The 18,545-nt window shown below is 61.7% G+C and carries 21 protein-coding genes; 5 read left to right on the top strand and 16 right to left on the bottom strand.

The genetic code is table 11. The features are described 5' to 3' along the window. Positions 1-79 precede the first annotated feature (79 nt). A complete protein-coding gene (locus RAK1035_RS01345) occupies positions 80-865 on the top strand; it encodes a sulfite exporter TauE/SafE family protein (protein ID WP_037296912.1) in 786 nt (261 codons plus the stop codon). Positions 866-981: 116 nt separating this feature from the next. Here RAK1035_RS01345 and recO read toward each other — a convergent pair whose 3' ends face one another. From recO to folK, 13 genes are all read right to left on the bottom strand, one after another. Beyond that, positions 982-1,716: a DNA repair protein RecO gene (gene recO, locus RAK1035_RS01350; RefSeq protein WP_008279078.1), complete on the bottom strand. Its 735-nt coding sequence runs from the start codon at positions 1,714-1,716 to the stop codon at positions 982-984. A gap of 6 nt (positions 1,717-1,722) precedes the next feature. Then, a complete protein-coding gene (locus RAK1035_RS01355) occupies positions 1,723-2,055 on the bottom strand; it encodes a DUF1491 family protein (RefSeq protein WP_008279079.1) in 333 nt (110 codons plus the stop codon). Positions 2,056-2,059: 4 nt separating this feature from the next. Continuing rightward, positions 2,060-2,965 carry a GTPase Era gene (era, locus tag RAK1035_RS01360; RefSeq protein WP_008279080.1) on the bottom strand — a complete coding sequence of 302 codons (906 nt, stop codon included), beginning with the start codon at positions 2,963-2,965 and terminating at the stop codon, positions 2,060-2,062. A 69-nt stretch (positions 2,966-3,034) separates the two neighbouring features. Then, entirely contained in the window at positions 3,035-3,358 is a 324-nt protein-coding gene (locus RAK1035_RS01365; protein ID WP_037296640.1) for a hypothetical protein, read from the bottom strand. Between the two features lie 4 nt (positions 3,359-3,362). After that, positions 3,363-4,046 (bottom strand): ribonuclease III, encoded by a 684-nt coding sequence (rnc, locus tag RAK1035_RS01370; protein ID WP_008279082.1) that lies wholly within the window; start codon positions 4,044-4,046, stop codon positions 3,363-3,365. Continuing rightward, a complete protein-coding gene (lepB, locus tag RAK1035_RS01375) occupies positions 4,043-4,873 on the bottom strand; it encodes a signal peptidase I (RefSeq protein WP_008279083.1) in 831 nt (276 codons plus the stop codon). Before lepB ends, rnc begins: the two co-directional genes overlap by 4 nt. Positions 4,874-4,926: 53 nt before the next feature. Next, positions 4,927-5,337, bottom strand: a complete 411-nt coding sequence (gene acpS / locus RAK1035_RS01380) for a holo-ACP synthase (protein ID WP_008279084.1) — start codon at positions 5,335-5,337, stop codon at positions 4,927-4,929. Then, positions 5,334-6,812 carry an alpha/beta hydrolase gene (locus RAK1035_RS01385; protein ID WP_008279085.1) on the bottom strand — a complete coding sequence of 493 codons (1,479 nt, stop codon included), beginning with the start codon at positions 6,810-6,812 and terminating at the stop codon, positions 5,334-5,336. The genes acpS and RAK1035_RS01385 overlap by 4 nt, the downstream gene beginning before the upstream one ends. A 22-nt stretch (positions 6,813-6,834) precedes the next feature. After that, positions 6,835-7,584 (bottom strand): pyridoxine 5'-phosphate synthase, encoded by a 750-nt coding sequence (locus RAK1035_RS01390; protein WP_008279086.1) that lies wholly within the window; start codon positions 7,582-7,584, stop codon positions 6,835-6,837. A 39-nt stretch (positions 7,585-7,623) separates the two neighbouring features. Beyond that, positions 7,624-8,304, bottom strand: a complete 681-nt coding sequence (locus tag RAK1035_RS01395; protein ID WP_037296645.1) for a DUF2062 domain-containing protein — start codon at positions 8,302-8,304, stop codon at positions 7,624-7,626. Positions 8,305-8,327: 23 nt separating this feature from the next. Continuing rightward, the gene (locus tag RAK1035_RS01400) at positions 8,328-10,454 is read right to left on the bottom strand and encodes a RelA/SpoT family protein (protein WP_008279088.1); all 2,127 of its coding nucleotides are present in this window, start codon (positions 10,452-10,454) and stop codon (positions 8,328-8,330) included. Between the two features lie 30 nt (positions 10,455-10,484). After that, on the bottom strand, positions 10,485-10,838 hold the full coding sequence (gene rpoZ / locus RAK1035_RS01405) for a DNA-directed RNA polymerase subunit omega (RefSeq protein WP_008279089.1): 354 nt from the start codon (positions 10,836-10,838) through the stop codon (positions 10,485-10,487). A 79-nt stretch (positions 10,839-10,917) separates the two neighbouring features. Beyond that, on the bottom strand, positions 10,918-11,484 hold the full coding sequence (gene folK / locus RAK1035_RS01410; protein ID WP_008279090.1) for a 2-amino-4-hydroxy-6-hydroxymethyldihydropteridine diphosphokinase: 567 nt from the start codon (positions 11,482-11,484) through the stop codon (positions 10,918-10,920). Between the two features lie 146 nt (positions 11,485-11,630). Here folK and RAK1035_RS01415 point away from each other — a divergent pair, with 146 nt between their 5' ends. From RAK1035_RS01415 to RAK1035_RS01430, 4 genes are all read left to right on the top strand, one after another. Next, complete coding sequence (locus tag RAK1035_RS01415) at positions 11,631-12,203, top strand: LabA-like NYN domain-containing protein (RefSeq protein ID WP_008279091.1); 573 nt, start codon at positions 11,631-11,633, stop codon at positions 12,201-12,203. 42 nt (positions 12,204-12,245) lie between these two features. Further along, the gene (locus RAK1035_RS01420) at positions 12,246-12,698 is read left to right on the top strand and encodes a YqaA family protein (RefSeq protein WP_008279092.1); all 453 of its coding nucleotides are present in this window, start codon (positions 12,246-12,248) and stop codon (positions 12,696-12,698) included. A 327-nt stretch (positions 12,699-13,025) separates the two neighbouring features. Continuing rightward, positions 13,026-13,976, top strand: coding sequence for a 4-hydroxy-3-methylbut-2-enyl diphosphate reductase (gene ispH, locus RAK1035_RS01425; RefSeq protein WP_008279093.1), 951 nt, complete (start codon positions 13,026-13,028; stop codon positions 13,974-13,976). A 272-nt stretch (positions 13,977-14,248) separates the two neighbouring features. After that, entirely contained in the window at positions 14,249-14,488 is a 240-nt protein-coding gene (locus tag RAK1035_RS01430; protein ID WP_008279094.1) for a hypothetical protein, read from the top strand. 63 nt (positions 14,489-14,551) lie between these two features. On the opposite strand, the gene RAK1035_RS01435 is transcribed toward RAK1035_RS01430, so the two are convergent. From RAK1035_RS01435 to mutL, 3 genes are all read right to left on the bottom strand, one after another. After that, the gene (locus RAK1035_RS01435; RefSeq protein WP_008279095.1) at positions 14,552-15,364 is read right to left on the bottom strand and encodes an MBL fold metallo-hydrolase; all 813 of its coding nucleotides are present in this window, start codon (positions 15,362-15,364) and stop codon (positions 14,552-14,554) included. Positions 15,365-15,443: 79 nt separating this feature from the next. Next, the gene (locus tag RAK1035_RS01440) at positions 15,444-16,613 is read right to left on the bottom strand and encodes a DNA recombination protein RmuC (RefSeq protein WP_008279096.1); all 1,170 of its coding nucleotides are present in this window, start codon (positions 16,611-16,613) and stop codon (positions 15,444-15,446) included. Next, positions 16,610-18,445, bottom strand: coding sequence for a DNA mismatch repair endonuclease MutL (gene mutL / locus RAK1035_RS01445; RefSeq protein WP_008279097.1), 1,836 nt, complete (start codon positions 18,443-18,445; stop codon positions 16,610-16,612). The genes RAK1035_RS01440 and mutL overlap by 4 nt, the downstream gene beginning before the upstream one ends. Between the last annotated feature and the right edge of the window lie 100 nt (positions 18,446-18,545).

Consider the following 18,545-nt stretch of genomic DNA (forward strand, 5'->3'; position numbering starts at 1 on the left):
TCTAAAATTGCGCGTTGATTTTTTGCAGCGCAGCGCTATCGCCATGGTCAGCCGCCCAAACGCCATGATAAGAGGCGAAATGGACGCATTTTTCGACATAAGCCCACTCTGGAATCCGCTTTGGGGTTGGGCCATGGCCTTTACCGTGGCGCTCTGCGCGGGCATGGTCAAGGGCGTGGTGGGCTTTGCCATGCCCACGGTAATGATCGCGGGGCTCAGCACGATGATGCCCCCCGAATTGGCACTGGCCGGGCTGATATTGCCAACATTGGCCACAAACCTCTGGCAGGCGCTCCGCCAAGGCACGCGCGCCGCCATCGCCTCGATTGCGCATTTCCGGGTGTTCCTCATTGCGGGCGGTCTGGTCATGGTTTGCGCGGCGCAACTGGTGCCGGTGCTGCCGCCCTCGGTGATGCTGCTCTTTATCGGCCCGTTGATCACACTCTACGCCGCCTCGACCCTGCTGGGACGCGGTTTGCGCCTGCCCCCGGAACCGGGGATCAAGGGCGAGGCGGGCATGGGGGCGCTCGCCGGTCTTTTTGGCGGCCTCTCCGGCATCTGGGGCCCGCCCACCGTCGCCATGCTGATCGCGCGCGGCACCGAGAAAACCGAACAGATGCGCGTGCAGGGCGTGATCTACGGTCTGGGCGCGCTGGTGCTGCTTGGCGCACATATCGGCTCGGGCGTGTTGCGCGCCGAAACCCTGCCGCTCTCGGCGGCGATGGTCGTCCCAGCGCTCCTCGGCATCTGGATCGGCTTTCGCCTTCAGGACCGGTTCGATCAGGCCACCTTTCGCAAGATCACGCTCTGGGTGCTGCTGATTGCCGGGCTCAATCTCATCCGGCGTGGGGTGATGCTGCTTTAACACCCGTCCCGGGCTTGACCCGGGACCTCGCCACGGCGGGTTGGAGGCCGGGGCGATGTAACAGGCCCGGGACCTTACAAAATCGAGGCTCAAACCTTACAAAGCTTACACACGGCTCAGCCCCGCGCCACCTCAGCCGCGAACCGCGCCACATAGCGCGCCCGCGCCTCGGGCAAGGGCCGATTGCCCAATTGCGGGGCAAGATGATTTCTCAGGAATTGTCCTGTGACTTCAAACCCTTGCAGGATTTCCCCATCCGGTGCCGGGCCATGCCCCATCAGACAGGGCGGCAGCGGCAACAGCCGGTCCGCCCATTCCCCCGCCCCCGCACGCGACACAGCCCGCCCGGTCTTTGGCGATATGTAACTGAGATCATTGGCCTTTTCGCCCAAAACCGCACAACGCCGCAGATCAAGACCAAAGCCCATCTCTTCCAACAGCGCCATTTCCCAATTGAGATAGGCCAACGTCCAAATCTCGGGTTGATCCAAAATATCAAGCAGAATCAATGTCTTGCGGTATAGCTCCGCATGCGCCTCACGCTCGGGCAGCACAAACAGCAGCAGCGCACAAACCGCATTCAACCCCGCCAGCGCCATCCGGTCGCCCATGGTCCAAGCCCTTGATTTCAAAGGCTCAACCCGGAATGTGCCGATATGATCCTCTAGCCGCGCGCGCCATTCCAGATCAAGTTGCGCGCCCGGTTGCAACACAGGGGCCATTTTGCGCGACGCACCGCCGCGCACCACCCCCGCATGCCGCCCCCGCTCTGGCGTAAAAACTTCAATGATTACAGAGCTTTCCCCATGTCGGCGACTGTTCAGAAGAATGCCCTGATCGCGCCAATCCATCGGCCCTCAGCCTCCCAATCCGTCCTGATCGAGCAAATGCCGCCCCTCCCGGTCCTCCACCTCGATCACCCAGAGGTCGGGATCATAGCCCCTTTGCCGCGCAATCGCCGCATCCACCTCGGCCTCTGCGCCCTCGGCCAAGGTCATCCACACGCGCGCACCACTCATCAGATCAATAGAGCGTTGAAAAACAACACCTTTTCCATCCAACGTGTTGAGCTTGACCAGAACAGCCCCCCCCGTGTCATCGCCATGCGCCACCACAAAGGCGGGGATATCCGCCCCCCTGAGCCGCGTCAGATAGGCATCTACCCAAAACCGCGCGCTCAGCCGGGCCATGCCCCTAGTTCCCGTCCTTGAAATCCAAGCCCATCTCGGAATACCGCTCGGATTCCTCTTGCCAGTTCTCGCGCACTTTTACCTGCAAAAACAGGTGGATACGACGGCCAAGAAACTCTTCCAACTCCTCGCGCGCGGCTTTCGAGACGGCCTTGATCGTCTCGCCCTTATTGCCCAGAACGATCCCTTTATGCCCGTCGCGCACCACATAGACCACCTGATCAATCCGCGCAGAGCCATCCTTGCGCTCTTCCCAGTTCTCGGTTTCGACGGTCAATTGATAGGGCAATTCCTGATGAAGCCGCAGCGTCAGCTTTTCGCGCGTCATCTCGGCGGCGATCATCCGCATCGGCAGATCAGCGATCTGATCCTCAGGGTAAAGCCATGGCCCCTCGGGCACCTCACCGGCCAGCCACTGCCGCAGATCATCTACCCCATGGCCGCGCTCAGCCGAAATTAAGAACGTCTTTTCAAAGGCAAAGCGTTCATTCATGTCCTTGGTCAGCGCCAGCAGCACCTGTGCTTGCACCCGGTCAATCTTGTTGATGGCCAACGCCACCTTGCGCCCCTTGGCGATGCCGGTCAGCCCCTCAAGGATGCGCTCCACCCCTTCGGTCACACCGCGATGCGCCTCGATCAACAGGATCACCACATCGGCATCCGCAGCGCCCCCCCAAGCGGCAGCAACCATCGCCCGGTCCAGCCTGCGGCGCGGTTGGAACAGGCCGGGCGTGTCCACGAATACCAACTGGCTCTGCCCCTCCATCGCAACGCCGCGAATACGCGCGCGGGTGGTCTGAACCTTGTGTGTGACGATGCTGACCTTGGCCCCCACCATGCGGTTGAGCAGGGTGGATTTGCCCGCATTGGGCTCTCCGATCAGGGCAATAAATCCGGCGCGCGTGGTCATGGGATGCGTCTCGACTGTTGTGATTGACAGGCTCTAGCCGATTTGCCGCCCCGCGACCAGAGCAGAGCGTCAGTTGTCGCAGCCGAAGGGAACAAAGGTGCTGGCCATGCCCTCGTTCATGGTCATCATGGTCAGAAGATCGGCAAACGCATAGTCCTGCGCCGTTTGCGCACAAATCCGCACATGCCCAACACAGCCTGAGGCGATGAAAGCACGGTTTTCTTCTAGAAATTGCTGGCTTAGCCCCTCTGGCCCAAGCGCGGCCAAGGCATCCTCGGTCGCCTGCGCATAAAGCGCGCATTTGCGGAGCGTCCAGGCATCTATCGGCGCTTCCTGTGCCTTGGCAATCTGCGCCAAGGACAGCATGACAGCCAATAGGGCAAGCCCGCGCACCCGCTCACTCCGCCTGCAATTGATCCAGAAGCGCGCGTGCCGCCGCCTGTTCCGCCTGCCGCTTCGAGCCGGCCGTCGCCTCGGCACGCTGGCCGCTTTTCAACTGCGCGCAAATAGTAAAGATCGGCGCGTGATCTGGCCCCTTGCGGGCAAGTTCAACATAATCGGGCGGCGGCAATCCACGCGCCTGCGCCCATTCCTGAAGGCTTGTCTTGGCATCGCGCGCGTCTTCTTTGACCGCGCCCAATCGTGCGCCCCAGAGCCGAAGCACAACCCCGCGCGCCGTTTCAAACCCGGCATCAAGATAGACGGCGGCAATCACCGCCTCCATCGCATCGCCTAACAGCGCCTCTTTGCGCCGCCCGCCAGAGAGCATCTCGGAACGGCCCAGCTTGAGAACTCCGCCAAGGTCGATCTCGCGCGCCACATCGGCGCAGGCCTCTTTGCGCACCAGCGCGTTAAAGCGCGGCGCAAGCTGGCCCTCGGTGGCCCCTTGATCCTGCGACAAGAGCGCCTCAGCCATCACAAGGCCCAACACCCGGTCGCCCAGAAATTCCAGCCGCTGGTTGTCATCCCGATTGGGCGTCGCCATCGACGAATGGGTCAGCGCCCGCACCAACAGCGCGGCATTGGTAAACTCATGCCCTAGCCGCGCCTGAAACGCCTTGATATCCGCCGAAAGCTTCACTCAAGCCTCTTGAAGAAACGGTCGCTGCGCCATGTCCAGAACGCCAGCATCGACCGTCCGGCCGAGGAAAAAACCACCCGGTTCGCGCGCCCGATCAGGTTCTCGAATGGCACAAAGCCAACCCCGCCCACCGCCTGCGGAAAGCGCGAGTCAGTGGAATTGTCGCGGTTGTCGCCCATAAAGAAATAATGCCCGGCAGGCACAGTAAAGACGCCCGTATTATCAGACCGCTGGTCGCCGATGTTCAGGATGGAATGCGACCGCCCATTGGGCAGCGTCTCGATCTGGCGCGACTTGAGGCAATCCGCCCCTTCGCCGACCACGCCATTCTCGCAACGTGGACGGATACCAAGCGGCCCTTGCCGCGTGAATTCCTCAACAAAATCACCGGCCGGTTCCAGCCCGACGGCGGCCTCGTTGATATGCAACACGCCCTCTTTCATCTGGATGCGGTCCCCCGGCAGGCCGACAACCCGCTTGATGAAATCGGTGCCATCGGTCGGCTGGCGAAACACGATGATATCGCCGCGCTCAGGCTCTGAGCCAAAGATGCGGGTATTGTCACCGTCGATGAAGGCGCAGATCTTTTGCGCGTCGATGTTCAGCCCCCCCACCCGGATCGACGGGCAAGAGGCATAGGAATAGCCATAGGCCATCTTGTTCACAAAGAGAAAATCACCAATCAGCAACGTGTCTTTCATCGACCCTGAGGGAATCCAGAACGGCTGAAAAAAGAGCGTGCGAAACAGCCCCGCGATCACGAGGGCCCAGAACACCGTTTTCACAGTTTCCCAGATAGAGCTCGATGTCTTGCCTGTGGCGGCCATTTGGCGTCCTCCGCTATCTCTCCGGCGCTACATGCGGGGCCGGGACCAAGGTGTCAAGCAGGCCGTGCGACCGGTCGCGCCTCGATCACCACAAAGGCCTGCGCCCAAGGGTGATCGTCGGTCAGGGTCACATGGATGATGGCCTCATGCCCCGGTGGCGTCATCTCGGCCAGACGCGTCGCGGCCCAGCCCGTGACCTGCATCACCGGCTGGCCCGTGGGCAGGTTCGTGACGGCCATATCCTTCCACGCGATGCCCATGCGCAACCCCGTGCCAAGCGCCTTGGAACAGGCTTCTTTCGCCGCCCACCGTTTCGCATAGGTGCCCGCCACATCGGCGCGGCGCTCGGCCTTTGCCTGTTCCACCTCCGTGAACACCCGGTTGCGAAACCTGTCGCCAAACCGCTCCAGCGTGCGCGCGATCCGCTCGATATTCGCCAGATCCGTGCCAATCCCCAAGATCATCCCGTTACCCCCGGTGCAAACAGCGGAAAACTGACGCCAAGCGCCCAAGCAAGGATGAGGCCAAGCGCAACGCCCACGCTTGTCGCCCCGGCCCGCGCCGCCACCCAACGCCCCATCAGCCCGTATATCAGGAAAAAGAGCAGGATCACCGGCGCAATCATCGCCAGAAAAAACAGCCGCTCCGTATCCAGCAGAATGGCCAGAGCCAAGGACAAGATAAAGCCCGACCGCGACGCCAGCCTCTGCCAGAGCAGTGCCCCGCGCGCCAGCACCGCATCCGCCAGCATAAAGGGCACGGCCCCAAGGCTTAGCGCCATGATGATCGCAAGCCGCTCGGGCGTGGGCCAAAAGTTTGCGCCATAGCGATCCAGCGCAAACCCAAACACGCCCAAGCCCCACACCAGCAGCGCCAGCACCGCCACAGGGCGCAACCCCTCTGGGCGTCGCCCCATAACCCACAAGAACGCCATTTGGCAGACCCCGTATAGCGCCAGATGCAACGCCAGATAATCCGCGACCAAGACCGGCAAAAGCCGCGTTTCCACCTGCACCGCCAAAAGCGGAGCCAAAAGCGCCGGCACCAGAACCACCAACACGAATTGCCGTGACCGCATGGCCTTGCGCGCGGGCGGCGCGCGCTGCGGCAAAAGGCGCGCCAGCGGCGCGGCAAGGGCCACAATCGCGAACATCAACGCCAGAAACCATGGCCCGGTCGCCCGCACCGCGACATCGCTCACGCGCCCATAGGCGGCATCGAGCCATGCAATCGCCTCGGCCCGGCCCAAACGGCTATGCAGCACCGCCACATGTTCGGCCAAAGGGGCCACCACCGCGCGGCGCGTCACAGCCCCTGCCTGCACCGTCTGGCCCTCCCCCGCGCCGGGCGTGACCATCTCAACCGCCTCACGGGCGAAACCACGCAAACCCGCCTCCCACGCCCCTGTGATCAGCAAGAGAGTGTCCGGCTCGGTCTCCGTTACTGCTTGCGAAAAGGCAGATATCGCCACCACGGGACCAACCCGGTCTTCCTCTAGCGCGGTGCGGATGATGATATCGGTCGCCATGGAATGCCCCAAAAGCGCAACCTCACCCGCCCAAGCCTCTTGCGCCACCGCGGCCCGCACCACCCGGCCCGTCTGCGCCATCAAAAGCCGTGTCGTGCCGTCAAGACTGTTCACATCGCCCGACATCGGCACCCGGTTGCGCCCATGCCCCTCGAAATCAAACGCCCAAACCCGGTATCCCGCCCGTGCAAGATCAAGGGTATATGCCTGCATCATCTGCCGCGACCCGGCAAAGCCATGCGCGATCACCACCACCGGACCATCCGCACCGGCCATGGCATAGCGCGTCACCGGCGTGTCAGAGACGGTGAAGCTCGCGATGTCCACGCCACGCCGCTGCCCCTCAAGCTGCCAAAGCGCGAGACATGCCAAAACCGTGGCCAAAACGGCCAAAAGGGCGCGCAATGTCATGACAGAGCGCCCCCGCGCACCGTCACCCCCGCGCCTCGTCCATCAGCCGACGCATCTCTGCAATGGCCGGGCCCAATCCGCGAAAGATCGACTCGCCAATCAGGAAATGCCCGATGTTGAGCTCCATCACCTCGGGAAAGGCCGCGACCGGCTTTACCGTTTCATAGTTCAATCCATGCCCCGCATGCACCTCTAGCCCCAGAGAATGGGCATAGGCCGTCATCTCGCGCAGGCTCTCCAACTCGCGGTCGCGGGCGTCGACATGCCCCTCGGCATGGGCATCGCAATAGGCGCCGGTGTGCAATTCGATCACCTCGGCCCCGATGCGATGCGCCGCCTCGATCTGCCTTTTGTCAGCGGCGATAAAGATCGACACGCGACACCCTGCCTCGCGCAGCGGCGCTATGAAATGCGCCAGCCGGTTTTCCTCGCGCGCCACTTCCAGCCCGCCCTCGGTGGTACGTTCCTCGCGCTTTTCCGGCACGATGCAGACGGCATGCGGTTTGTGGCGCAGGGCAATCCGCTGCATCTCGTCGGTCGCGGCCATCTCGAAATTGAGTGGCACCGTCAGCACTTCCATCAGCCCGTCGATATCCGCATCAGAGATATGCCGCCGATCCTCGCGCAGATGGGCGGTGATGCCATCAGCCCCCGCCTCTTGCGCAATCCTCGCCGCGCGCAGGGGATCCGGATAGGCCCCACCACGCGCGTTCCGCACCGTTGCCACATGGTCGATATTCACGCCTAGGCGTAGCTTCTTTCCTGCCGACATCGGCTTCTCCCGTGATTGATCCGCGACTCGAGGCGTAACCTAGTCCGGTTTTCCCGCCTCGTCAGCCTTGTGCGCCTGTTTTTCCTTGGCCGCCTTCTTTTCCTTCATCGCCACCCACTTGGCCTTGAGCGCGCCTTTGCGGCGGTGCTGATAGGCGGTGATCACCGGCAGGCTGATGTAATAGGCCGCAAGTGCCGTAACGATCCCCGGCACAATCCCCCCGATCATATAGGGAAAGAACACATCGTCATAAAAGAGCTTCAGACCGCTCCAATCCGCCTTGTGATCCATGAAGATTGCCAGAAAGTTGTTCTTCAGGTCATCCCCGGCATCCAGAAACTTTCCCCCGAGCGAGCGGCTGATCTCATCCTCGGCCAAGGTGCTGCGCCCCAGCATCGCGTGCCCGGTCTGAAGTGATACCACCCCGATGGGCACATATGTGAGCGGATTGCCAAAGAATGTGCCCAACAGGGCCGCCGGAATATTGCCGCGCAAAATCCACGCCAGCGTGGCCGCCACGATGAAATGAAAACCATAAAACGGGGTAAAGGTCGTGAAGACACCCGCGAAAATACCGCGCGCGATGCGGTCGGGCGGATCGGGCAAACGGTTCAGGCGATGCCGGACATAGCTGAACGCCCGCCCCCACCCGCCCTTGGGCCAGAGAAACCCGGCAATAACCTTCCACCAGGGGCGTCTGTCACGACGTCTGAATACCACCTGCGCGGCTCCTCGGGTTGATGTCAGCCCGCCCCCACGCGGGACGGATCTCGATAGCGCTCGACAGCGGCGACATCGCTTTCCGCATCAAGCGCCGAGAGCACACCGTGCAAATGCTCGGCATCGCGCAACTCGACATCAATCAAAAGACGATAGAAATCCGGTTTCCGGTCCACGAATGTCAGGTCCGAGATATTGGCCTTCTGCTCGCCGATCAAGGTGCAAATCCGCCCCAGAACCCCGGCATCGTTACCAATGGTCAGATCCAGCGTCACATCATAGGCCGCCGGATGCGTGCCGGTGTGCCAATGCAGGTCCATCCAACGGTCAGGCTGCTGATCGTATTGCGACAGGGTTTCACAGTCGATGGCATGGATCACCACGCCCCGCCCGCGATAGGTGATGCCCACGATACGCTCGCCCGGCAACGGCTGACAACAGCGGGCCCGCTCAAAACTCTGATCCGCGCCCAGACCGATCACCGCGCGGTCGCGCGTCACCTCATTGCCCGCCTCAGGCATGAGGTCCGGGTAAACGGCATGCAACACTTGATGCGCGGTCAACTCGGCACTGCCCAACCGCGCGCGCACCTCATCGGCATCCCGCAGACGCAACGTGCGCGCCGCAGCCTCCAAGGCTTTGTCGGTGGCCTTCTTGCCCACATGCTCGAACGCTGAACGCGCCAATTCCCGCCCCAGCTTGATATAGCGATCACGGTCCAACTCGCGCAGAGCCCGCCGGATGGCGGCGCGGGCCTTGCCGGTGGTGGCAATATCAAGCCATGTCGCCTGTGGCGTCTGCCCGTCGGCGGTGATCACCTCGACCGATTGGCCATTCTTGACCCGTGTCCAGAGCGGCACGCGCATCCCGTCCACCTTGGCCCCGACACAGGCATGACCAATCCGGGTGTGAATGGCATAGGCAAAATCAATCGGCGTGGCCCCACGCGGAAGTTTGATCACATCGCCCTTGGGGGTAAAGCAGAACACTTGGTCCGCATACATCTCGAGCTTGACCGCTTCGAGAAAATCCTCGTGATCCTCCTCGGCGTCGAACTGCTCGCTGACGCTCGAAATCCACTTGGCCGGATCGACGGCAAAGGGATTCTCAGACCGCACCCCATCGCGATAGGACCAATGGGCGGCCACGCCGGTTTCGGCCACGTCATGCATGGCCTGCGTGCGGATCTGCACCTCGACCCGCTTGCCGTCACGCCCCGAAACGGTGGTGTGAATCGACCGATAGCCGTTCGATTTGGGTTGGCTGATATAATCCTTGAACCGCCCCGGCACCGCGCGCCAGCGTTGGTGAATAGCCCCAAGCGCACGGTAGCAATCATTTTCAGACCGGGTGATCACGCGAAAGCCGTAAATATCCGACAGCCGCGAAAACCCCATCTCCTTTTCCTGCATCTTGCGCCAGATCGAATAGGGTTTTTTGGCGCGGCCAAACACATCCGCCTCAATGCCCGCCTTGTCCAATTCGTGCCGCATGTCGCCGGTGATCCGCTCGACCACATCGCCGGTCTCGCGTTGCAGGGTGATAAAGCGGCGGATGATACTGGCACGTGCCTCGGGGTTGAGCACGCGAAAGGCCAGATCCTCCAGCTCTTCGCGCATCCATTGCATACCCATGCGCCCCGCCAGCGGACCATAAATATCCATGGTCTCGCGCGCCTTTTGCGCCTGTTTTTCGGGGCGCATCGCCTTGATGGTGCGCATATTGTGCAGACGGTCGGCCAGCTTGACCAGAATGACCCGCAAATCCTTGGACATCGCCATGAACAGCTTGCGAAAGTTCTCGGCCTGCTTGGTTTCGGAATTCGACAGTTGCAGATTGGTCAGCTTGGTGACGCCATCCACCAGATCAGCCACCTCGCGGCCAAACTTGTCTGACACGATCTGATACGAGGCTTTGGTATCCTCGATCGTGTCATGCAAGAGGGCGGTGATGATTGTCGCATCGTCCAGCCGCTGCTCTGTCAGGATGGCGGCCACGGCAACGGGATGGGTAAAATAGGGCTCGCCCGAATGGCGAAACTGCCCTTCGTGCATGGCACGGCCAAAGTCATAGGCCGCGCGTATCAATGCCTCGTCCGTGCGGGGATTATAGTGGCGCACCAGCGTGATCAGGTCGTCAACGGCGATCATCGGGGTCGCGCCTTGCCGTAGGGGCCGGAGTTACCCCTGACCCTGTGCTTCCATCAGGGCGCGCAGCAGCTTTTCTTCCGACATGTCGTCGGTGTTAGGCTTGTCCACATCACCGCCCATCAACAGGGCCATGGAATCTTCTTCGGGCTCATCGACTTCGATCTGAGTCTGATTCGACTCGATCAGCCGCTCGCGCAGATCATCCGCCGCCTGCGTTTCCTCTGCGATTTCACGCAGTGCCACAACGGGGTTCTTGTCGTTGTCACGGTCCACCGTCAAAGGCGATCCCGCCGCAATTTCGCGAGCGCGGTGTGCGGCAAGCATCACCAGATCAAAACGGTTCGGAACCTTGTCAACGCAATCTTCTGTGGTAACGCGGGCCATCAGACCTCCGGGACGGGTTAGGGCAGATTTCAAGAAGCCTTGTATTTAGGGTGTCAAACCGGGATTTACAAGCAGAGAATCAAAGCGCCTCGACCTCGTCGCGCGCGGCTCGTGGCAGGTCGTCCAGCATCTGTTGCACCGACCGGCCCAGCACCGGATGCACCCAGTCGGGGGCGACATCCGCAAGCGGCACCAAGACGAAAGCGCGCTCGTGCAGGCGCGGATGCGGCAGGATCAGCTGGTCGGGCGCGCGGCTTTGCTGCTCATCGGGCGTCAGCCTTTGCCACGCCTCGAACCCCGCAAGATCAGGCAGCACACGCCCCCCCACCGCGATCAGGTCGAGGTCCAGCGTCCGTTGCCCCCACCGCGTCTCGCGCCTGCGACCAAAGGCCGCCTCAACCCGGTGCAAAAGCGCAAGCAACGCCTCTGGCTCTTGCGCAACACGCAGCACCGCCGCCGCATTTACAAAATCCGGACCCGCCCCGGCAGGAAAGGCCGGTGTGCGAAAAAACCGACTCACACCGAGAATTTCGACCCCCTCTTCGCGCAATCGCACAAGGGCCTCGGTGAGGGTCGCCTCGGGGCGCGACGCACCGAACGGCAAGTTTCCACCCATCGCGATCAAGCATTGTTGATCCAAAGTCATCGCTCCCCTATCTTATCCTGACGTAACATGCCCTTGCATGCAGAATTCTAAACCCCTAATTATCGTTGTTACTCTGTCCTGCCTTCACCACTCACACCACTCACACACTCCCAGGCAAGACATGACCATTCGGAAGGACATTTAAGATGTTTTACAAGGACGAGCGTTTAGCCTTGTTCATAGACGGATCGAATCTCTATGCCGCCGGTAAGGCGCTTGGGTTCGACATCGACTACAAGTTGCTGAGATCCGAGTTCATGCGCCGTGGCAAGTTGCTGCGCGCTTTTTACTATACTGCACTGTTGGAAAATGACGAGTATTCACCGATCCGCCCTTTGGTCGATTGGTTGCATTACAATGGCTACTCCATGGTCACGAAACCGGCCAAGGAATACACTGACAGCCAAGGCCGTCGCAAGGTCAAGGGCAACATGGATATCGAGCTGACGGTGGATGCGATGGAACTCGCACCGCGTGTTGATCATGTTGTGCTGTTCTCCGGCGATGGCGATTTCCGACCCTTGGTCGAAAGTCTGCAACGTCAGGGCGTGCGTGTTTCCGTGGTCTCGACCATTCGAAGCCAGCCGCCGATGATCTCGGACGATTTGCGCCGCCAAGCGGACAATTTCATCGAATTGGCAGATCTCAAGGATGTTATCGGCCGTCCGCCGCGCGACATTCAGAACGACCGCCAAGAGGCCTATGCCGAGACCGAGTGACCTACCCGTTAGGCACCACATCAGCGCCCGGATCACCCCTGCATGAGCATGGGTGATCCGGGCGTTTTTGCGCAAATGGCCGGGCTTTTCGCGGCTGCATTCGGCGCGGCGACCATCCTGCCCTTTCAATCCGAAGTGGTATTTGTCGGCCTGCAACTGGCGGGCACCCTATCCTTGACCGCGCTCGTCGTGGTGGCCAGCATCGGCAACACGCTGGGGGCCGTGGTCAACTATGTCATGGGGCGCGGCATCGAGCGGTTTCGTCACCGCCGCTGGTTTCCCGCCAATGCAGCGCAAATGGCGCGGGCCGAACGCTGGTATGCCCGTTGGGGGGTCTGGACCTTGCTGCTCAGTTGGGCACCTCTGGGCGATGCCTTTACCGTGATCGCCGGGGTTCTGCGCACGCCGGTCTGGCTCTTTCTCGTGCTGGTCACGATTGCCAAAACCGGGCGCTATATCGTGTTGGCCTGGATCACAGCGCAGACGATGGGCTGAGGGGGCGGTGACTTTACTGTCGCGTGCAGCAAGAACAGGACCGCGCGGAATGCTGGGCCGGGGACTAGCGAAGCAACAGTCGTGGTTGCCACTTTATGCCAGCAAAATCCGTGTGACCCATCAGCGATCCGCGCCCTCTCAAAATCGCTAGGCCGCTAGACGGCCCAGCGATCCGCGCGGCACCTTCGGTGCTATTCGCGCGGGTCATAGACAAGAGATCCGGCTTGTAATTCTCTACCACCGCACCTCCGACGCCGCTATTTCCCACCCCGCCCTTTACGCGCGCGCCCACCTGCCTTACCTCTGTCCCCAAGCAGGAGACCCGCGATGACAAAGCCCCCCCTTACCCTCTACCTCGCCGCCCCGCGCGGCTTTTGCGCCGGTGTGGACCGCGCCATCAAGATCGTAGAGATGGCGCTCGCGAAATGGGGGGCGCCGGTCTATGTGCGCCACGAGATTGTGCACAATAAATTCGTGGTCGATGACCTGCGCGCCAAGGGGGCGGTTTTCGTCGAAGAACTGGATGAGTGCCCCACCGACCGGCCCGTGATCTTTTCCGCCCATGGCGTGCCCAAATCCGTCCCGGCAGAGGCCGCCGCCCGCCAAATGCTCTATGTCGATGCCACCTGCCCGCTGGTCAGCAAAGTACATATCGAGGCGGAACGCCACCATGACAACGGGCTGCAAATCGTGATGATCGGCCACGCGGGCCATCCCGAAACCGTGGGCACCATGGGGCAATTGCCGGATGGCGAAGTGCTCTTGGTCGAAACCCCCGCCGATGTGGCCACGCTCGACGTCCGCGATCCTGCCCGCCTCGCCTTTGTCACCCAAACCACCCTTTCGGTCGACGATACCGCCGAGGTGGTTGCCGCCCTTCAGGCCCGGTTTCCGGCCATTGTCGGCCCGCACAAAGAAGACATCTGCTACGCCACCACCAACCGCCAAGAGGCGGTCAAGGCCATGGCCGAAAAGGCCGAAGCCATGCTCGTCGTGGGTGCCCCCAATTCGTCAAACTCCAAACGTCTGGTCGAGGTCGGCGCGCGCGCGGGCTGCGCCTATTCCCAGCTTGTGCAACGCGCCACCGACATCGACTGGCGGGCGTTGGGCGGTATCCGCAGCATCGGCATCACCGCCGGGGCCTCTGCCCCCGAAGTGCTGGTGAACGAGGTCATCGACGCCTTCCGCGCCCGCTATGACGTGACCGTCGAACAGGTGGAAACCGCGCAGGAAAACGTCGAATTCAAGGTTCCACGGGTGCTGCGCGTGCCGGCCTGATGCGGGCTGGCATTAAAGCCGCCGAATACCCACAGCTCTCGCCGCATGCGTAGAAATTGAACCGGCCCGGTGCCTGTTAAATTATTGATATCGTGTCTCGGTGACTTATTTCACCGGCAGGACACACGATAAATCCCCGGCCTTCCCGCGCTTTATGAAACCAGCAGCCTGTGCAGGCATCTTGCGCTCACGGGAGTCGGCGGGAACGGGTTTGTCGACTTAGACCACGCCGCCAACGGCGGAAAACCGAAACCGAGACACAGGAAACGCGCATGACCACGAACTCTTATATGACTTGGGCCATTCTGGGGGCCGCCGGTGGCGCTGGATTCGGCCTTTTTGCAGCACCGCTCCTCTACATCCTGATCAATCTGTCCTCAGATGGCATCTCATTTGGCGAAACCGCACGCTTTGCTATCGCCAACGGGATCACTTGGGGTGTCCTTGGCGTTTTTGCAGGTATCTTCTTTTGGGTGGTCAACAGGGTGCAAAATCCGCCCACAGAGGAGTGATCTTGATCGCCTGACTGCGCAGCAAAAGATCCTGCCACCGTCTGCTACCGCCCGACCGGCCCGTCACTCGTTATCCCGCAGCCACGCAGGCCGCAGCACCACGATGGTAGGCCGGTCTGGCAGGCTGCGCAAAGAGACCTCAATCTCGCTCACACCGGGGCGGGAAATGGCAAATTCGCCTTCCATCCCCGCCAGAAACCGCTCCAGCGTGCTATCGCCAAACCAGTGCATCGGCAGCACGATCGACGCCTTCACCCGCCTGAGCACGTTCATCATATTCTCGATATTCATGGTAAAGCCGCCATCAACGGGGGCCATCACCACATCCATCCGGCCAAGAGCGGCATATTGATCGTCCGACGGCTCGTGATGCAAATGCCCCAGATGGGCGATGCACAGCCCCTCAGCCTCAAAGACAAAAATCGAATTGCCATTCTGCTCCACCGCGCCGCCCGACCGGATATCGGTGGGCACATTGCGCACCACCAGCCCGCCCAGATCAAGGTGATGATCGGCCCCCACGCCATATTCCCCCCAACCGCGCAGCACATGCGGGATTGCCGGATCGGGAAAGGCGGTCCAATGCGTTTCATGCGCGTGATTCATCGTGACAACATCGGGGATCAGATTGGCGCTGCCGATAAAGCCGGTGAAATCTGTCACGGCATTGTATCCGCCCGCCTGAATGAGAAAGGACGCATGCGCGATATAGCGCAGCCGCACGGTATACTCGGGCAGCGGCGCGCGAAAACTGGCCCGGTGCAGGTATTCCATCCCCGGCGTCGCATCGGCAAGCGCAATACAATGGCTTGGCCGACGATCCTGCGCGGTGGCAGGCGCGGCCAGCATCAAAACGAACAAGACAAGTCGGATCATCAGCAGCCCTCCTCTTGGTCTTGAGCAAGATAGCACGGTTTGCCGCGACGTCACCTTGCAGAACCAGAGCGAAAGCCCCTTAGCTGCCCTTGACCAGCGGCACGATGGCCGGATCGGTCTCGGGGGCCAGTTCCTCGAAATCGAAATTATCCAGCCGTCGCGCCCGTCGTCCCGCCTTGTCCGCCGAAATCCGGATTTCCGCCACATCCTTGGCCGCCAGAGTGAAATGCCGGTCCAGGTTTTCAACCCGTGCGCCCAACCGCTCCACATCCGCGAACAAAAGGCCTAGTTCCCGCCGGATTGCCCCCGCCTGCTCGCGCATTCGCGCATCCTTGAGGATTGCGCGCATGGTGTTGAGCGTGGCCATGCAGGTTGTGGGTGACACGATCCAAACCCGCGCGGCAAAACCATCGCGCACCACCTCGGGGAAATTGGCGTGCAACTCGGCATAGACCGCCTCAGAGGGCAGGAACATCAGCGCGCCATCGGCGGTCTCGCCCTCAAGGATGTATTTCTCGGAAATATCCTTGATATGCTTGCGCACCGCCGTGCGCATACCTCGCGCCGCCTCGGCCAATTCCCCGTCAGTCTTGGCCCGGCGCAGCGCCTCATAGGCCTCCAACGGGAATTTACTGTCAATGCAAATTGGCCCCGGTGGATTGGGCAGATGAATAAGACAATCCGCCCGCCTCCCATTCGACAGCGTCGCTTGCAATGTGTAACTGTCCGATGGCAGCGCCTTGGTGACAATATCCGTGAGCTGAATTTCCCCAAACGCCCCCCGCGTCTGCTTGTTTGACAGAATATCCTGCAACGACAGCACATCACCCGACAGCTTGGTGATATTGTCCTGCGCCTTGTCGATGGCTTGCAGGCGCTGCTGCAATTCCCCAAGCGATTGCGCCGTGCGCCGCGAGGTGCCTTGCAGGTTCTCGGTCATGGCATGGCTTACCTGCGCCAACCGCTTTTCCATCAGTTGCAACAGATGCGATTGCGCCGCCGCCTGCGCCTCGGACACATGGTTTAGGCCACCGGCAAGCTGATGCTGCCCATCCGACAGCCCCTGCACCCGCTGCCCCAATTGCCCCATCTGATAGGCGAGCGGCTCTGCCAGCCGCGCCGACCGATTGGCGGCGCGCAGCGCAAGGATGAGCAGCAGAAGGATCAGCAGCAACACCGCCGCGCCGATCACCACTGCCACAACGGCGGGATCGTCAAACGCATAGGTCTGACCGCCAATCTGGATCATGTGCGCCCGAACAGCCGTTCAATATCCGATAGCCGCAATTCCACATAGGTCGGCCGCCCGTGGTTGCATTGCCCCGACATCGGCGTGCGCTCCATCTCGCGCAAAAGGGCGTTCATCTCATCCGCGCTCATCCGGCGACCTGACCGGACCGAGCCATGACAGGCCACGCGGCTCAGGATCGCGTCGATCCGCAATTTCAACGTGCCGCTTGCGCCCTGATCCTGCAACTCGTCCAAGATATCGCGCAAAAGCGCGCCCGCATTGACCGTCCCGAGGATGGCGGGGGTTTCGCGCACCGCAAGGCTGCCCGACCCAAACGGTTCGATCCCCAGCCCCATCCCGGCCAACTCTTCGGCATGGTCCATCAACAACGCGCAATCGGCTTCGGAAAGATCGACAATCTCAGGGATCAGCAGCGCTTGCGCCGCGATCCCGCTCTCGGCCATCTGGCGTTTCAGCCGCTCATACACCAGACGCTCATGGGCGGCGTGCTGATCGACAATGACCATGCCGGTCTCGGTCTGGGCGATGATGTAATTCTCATGCACCTGCGCCCGCGCGGCCCCAAGTGGCAACGCCGTGGCGGGCTGTTCCTCTACCTCCGGCTCTGGCGCGCTCTCAACCCGCGCGCTCCAATCCGCGCCCATATCGGCAAAACCGGGCGCTTGTGCCTGATAGGCCAGGCTGCGTGCCTGCGGCGACGGGCGGTCCATCTGATAGATGCGCCCCGCCGGTTCCGCCCGAAACGCGCCCAAGGTGGCCCCCGCCACCGTGGTTGACGCCCGATGCCCCGCCTCCGCCAAGGCATGCCGCAACCCCGATACGATCAGCCCTCGCGCCAGCCCCGGATCGCGAAACCGCACCTCAGATTTCGCCGGATGCACGTTCACATCAACCAGCGTGGGATCACAGCCCAGAAACAGCGCCGCGGCCGGGTGCCGGTCCCGGCTGAGCACATCCTGATAGGCAGCACGCAGCGCGCCATAAAGCATCTTGTCCCGCACCGGGCGGCCATTGACAAAGAGATACTGCGCCACGGCTGATCCCCGCGCATAAGTGGGCAGCGCGGCATAGCCGGTCAGGCGCAGCCCCTCGCGCGTGGCATCAATCTTCAGCGCATTTTCGGCGAACTCCGCCCCCAGAACCCGCGCCAATCGCCCGTGCAGCGCGTCAAACAAATCGCCGCTTTCAGGATCGGCACGAAACACGATCCGCCCTTCGCCCCCGCCAGACACATCGCGCAGGGTGAACCCCACAAACGGCTCCGCCATCGCCAACCGCTTGACCGTATCGGCAATCGCCTGCGCCTCTGCCCGGTCCGAGCGCATGAACTTAAGCCGCGCGGGCGTGGCGTAAAACAGATCACGCAGCGTCACCACCGTACCACTGTTCAACGCGGCGGGTTTGACCGCACCCATCTGCCCACCGGCAACGGTCATCTCAGCCGCCTCTGCACCCGCACGCGACACAATCGTCAGCCGCCCGACCGCCCCCAAGGACGGCAACGCCTCGCCACGAAACCCAAAGGAATGAATATTCAAAAGGTCCGATCCGTCGATCTTGGACGTGGCATGCCGCGCAAGCGCCAGTGGCAACTCATCCGGCGTCATGCCACAGCCATCATCGCTGACGCGGATCAGCGTCTTGCCCCCATCGGCATAGCTCACTTCAATCCGGGTGGCCCCGGCATCAAGCGCGTTTTCCACCAATTCCTTGACCGCCGAGGCGGGCCGCTCCACCACCTCTCCCGCCGCAATGCGATTGATCGCCCCCTCGTCCAACTGACGAATTTGGGGGCGGTCTGCGCGTATCTTGGGGTTGTGGCTGTTCATACCGCTAGACTTAGCACAGATCGCCACGATTCTGCCAGAGAGGGCATCAAACCCCGCACAGAATAAAAAGCCCGGGCGCGAACGCCCGGGCAAGCTCTCT

Source organism: Roseovarius sp. AK1035, assembly GCF_003288315.1.
GTDB lineage: Bacteria > Pseudomonadota > Alphaproteobacteria > Rhodobacterales > Rhodobacteraceae > Roseovarius > Roseovarius mucosus_A.

Bases quoted from the DNA above. Each gene is read 5' to 3' on its own strand.
- RAK1035_RS01440 (WP_008279096.1), bottom strand. From the start codon at position 16,613: ATGATCCAGATTGGCGGTCAGACCTATGCGTTTGACGATCCCGCCGTT.
- RAK1035_RS01390 (WP_008279086.1), bottom strand. From the start codon at position 7,584: ATGTCGGCAGGAAAGAAGCTACGCCTAGGCGTGAATATCGACCATGTG.
- RAK1035_RS01415 (WP_008279091.1), top strand. From the start codon at position 11,631: ATGTTTTACAAGGACGAGCGTTTAGCCTTGTTCATAGACGGATCGAAT.
- RAK1035_RS01435 (WP_008279095.1), bottom strand. From the start codon at position 15,364: ATGATCCGACTTGTCTTGTTCGTTTTGATGCTGGCCGCGCCTGCCACC.
- era (WP_008279080.1), bottom strand. From the start codon at position 2,965: ATGACCACGCGCGCCGGATTTATTGCCCTGATCGGAGAGCCCAATGCG.
- RAK1035_RS01355 (WP_008279079.1), bottom strand. From the start codon at position 2,055: ATGGCCCGGCTGAGCGCGCGGTTTTGGGTAGATGCCTATCTGACGCGG.
- acpS (WP_008279084.1), bottom strand. From the start codon at position 5,337: ATGATCTTGGGGATTGGCACGGATCTGGCGAATATCGAGCGGATCGCG.
- recO (WP_008279078.1), bottom strand. From the start codon at position 1,716: ATGGATTGGCGCGATCAGGGCATTCTTCTGAACAGTCGCCGACATGGG.
- ispH (WP_008279093.1), top strand. From the start codon at position 13,026: ATGACAAAGCCCCCCCTTACCCTCTACCTCGCCGCCCCGCGCGGCTTT.
- RAK1035_RS01420 (WP_008279092.1), top strand. From the start codon at position 12,246: ATGAGCATGGGTGATCCGGGCGTTTTTGCGCAAATGGCCGGGCTTTTC.
- RAK1035_RS01400 (WP_008279088.1), bottom strand. From the start codon at position 10,454: ATGATCGCCGTTGACGACCTGATCACGCTGGTGCGCCACTATAATCCC.
- lepB (WP_008279083.1), bottom strand. From the start codon at position 4,873: ATGGCCGCCACAGGCAAGACATCGAGCTCTATCTGGGAAACTGTGAAA.
- rpoZ (WP_008279089.1), bottom strand. From the start codon at position 10,838: ATGGCCCGCGTTACCACAGAAGATTGCGTTGACAAGGTTCCGAACCGT.
- RAK1035_RS01385 (WP_008279085.1), bottom strand. From the start codon at position 6,812: ATGACATTGCGCGCCCTTTTGGCCGTTTTGGCCACGGTTTTGGCATGT.
- RAK1035_RS01345 (WP_037296912.1), top strand. From the start codon at position 80: ATGGACGCATTTTTCGACATAAGCCCACTCTGGAATCCGCTTTGGGGT.
- folK (WP_008279090.1), bottom strand. From the start codon at position 11,484: ATGACTTTGGATCAACAATGCTTGATCGCGATGGGTGGAAACTTGCCG.
- RAK1035_RS01430 (WP_008279094.1), top strand. From the start codon at position 14,249: ATGACCACGAACTCTTATATGACTTGGGCCATTCTGGGGGCCGCCGGT.
- mutL (WP_008279097.1), bottom strand. From the start codon at position 18,445: ATGAACAGCCACAACCCCAAGATACGCGCAGACCGCCCCCAAATTCGT.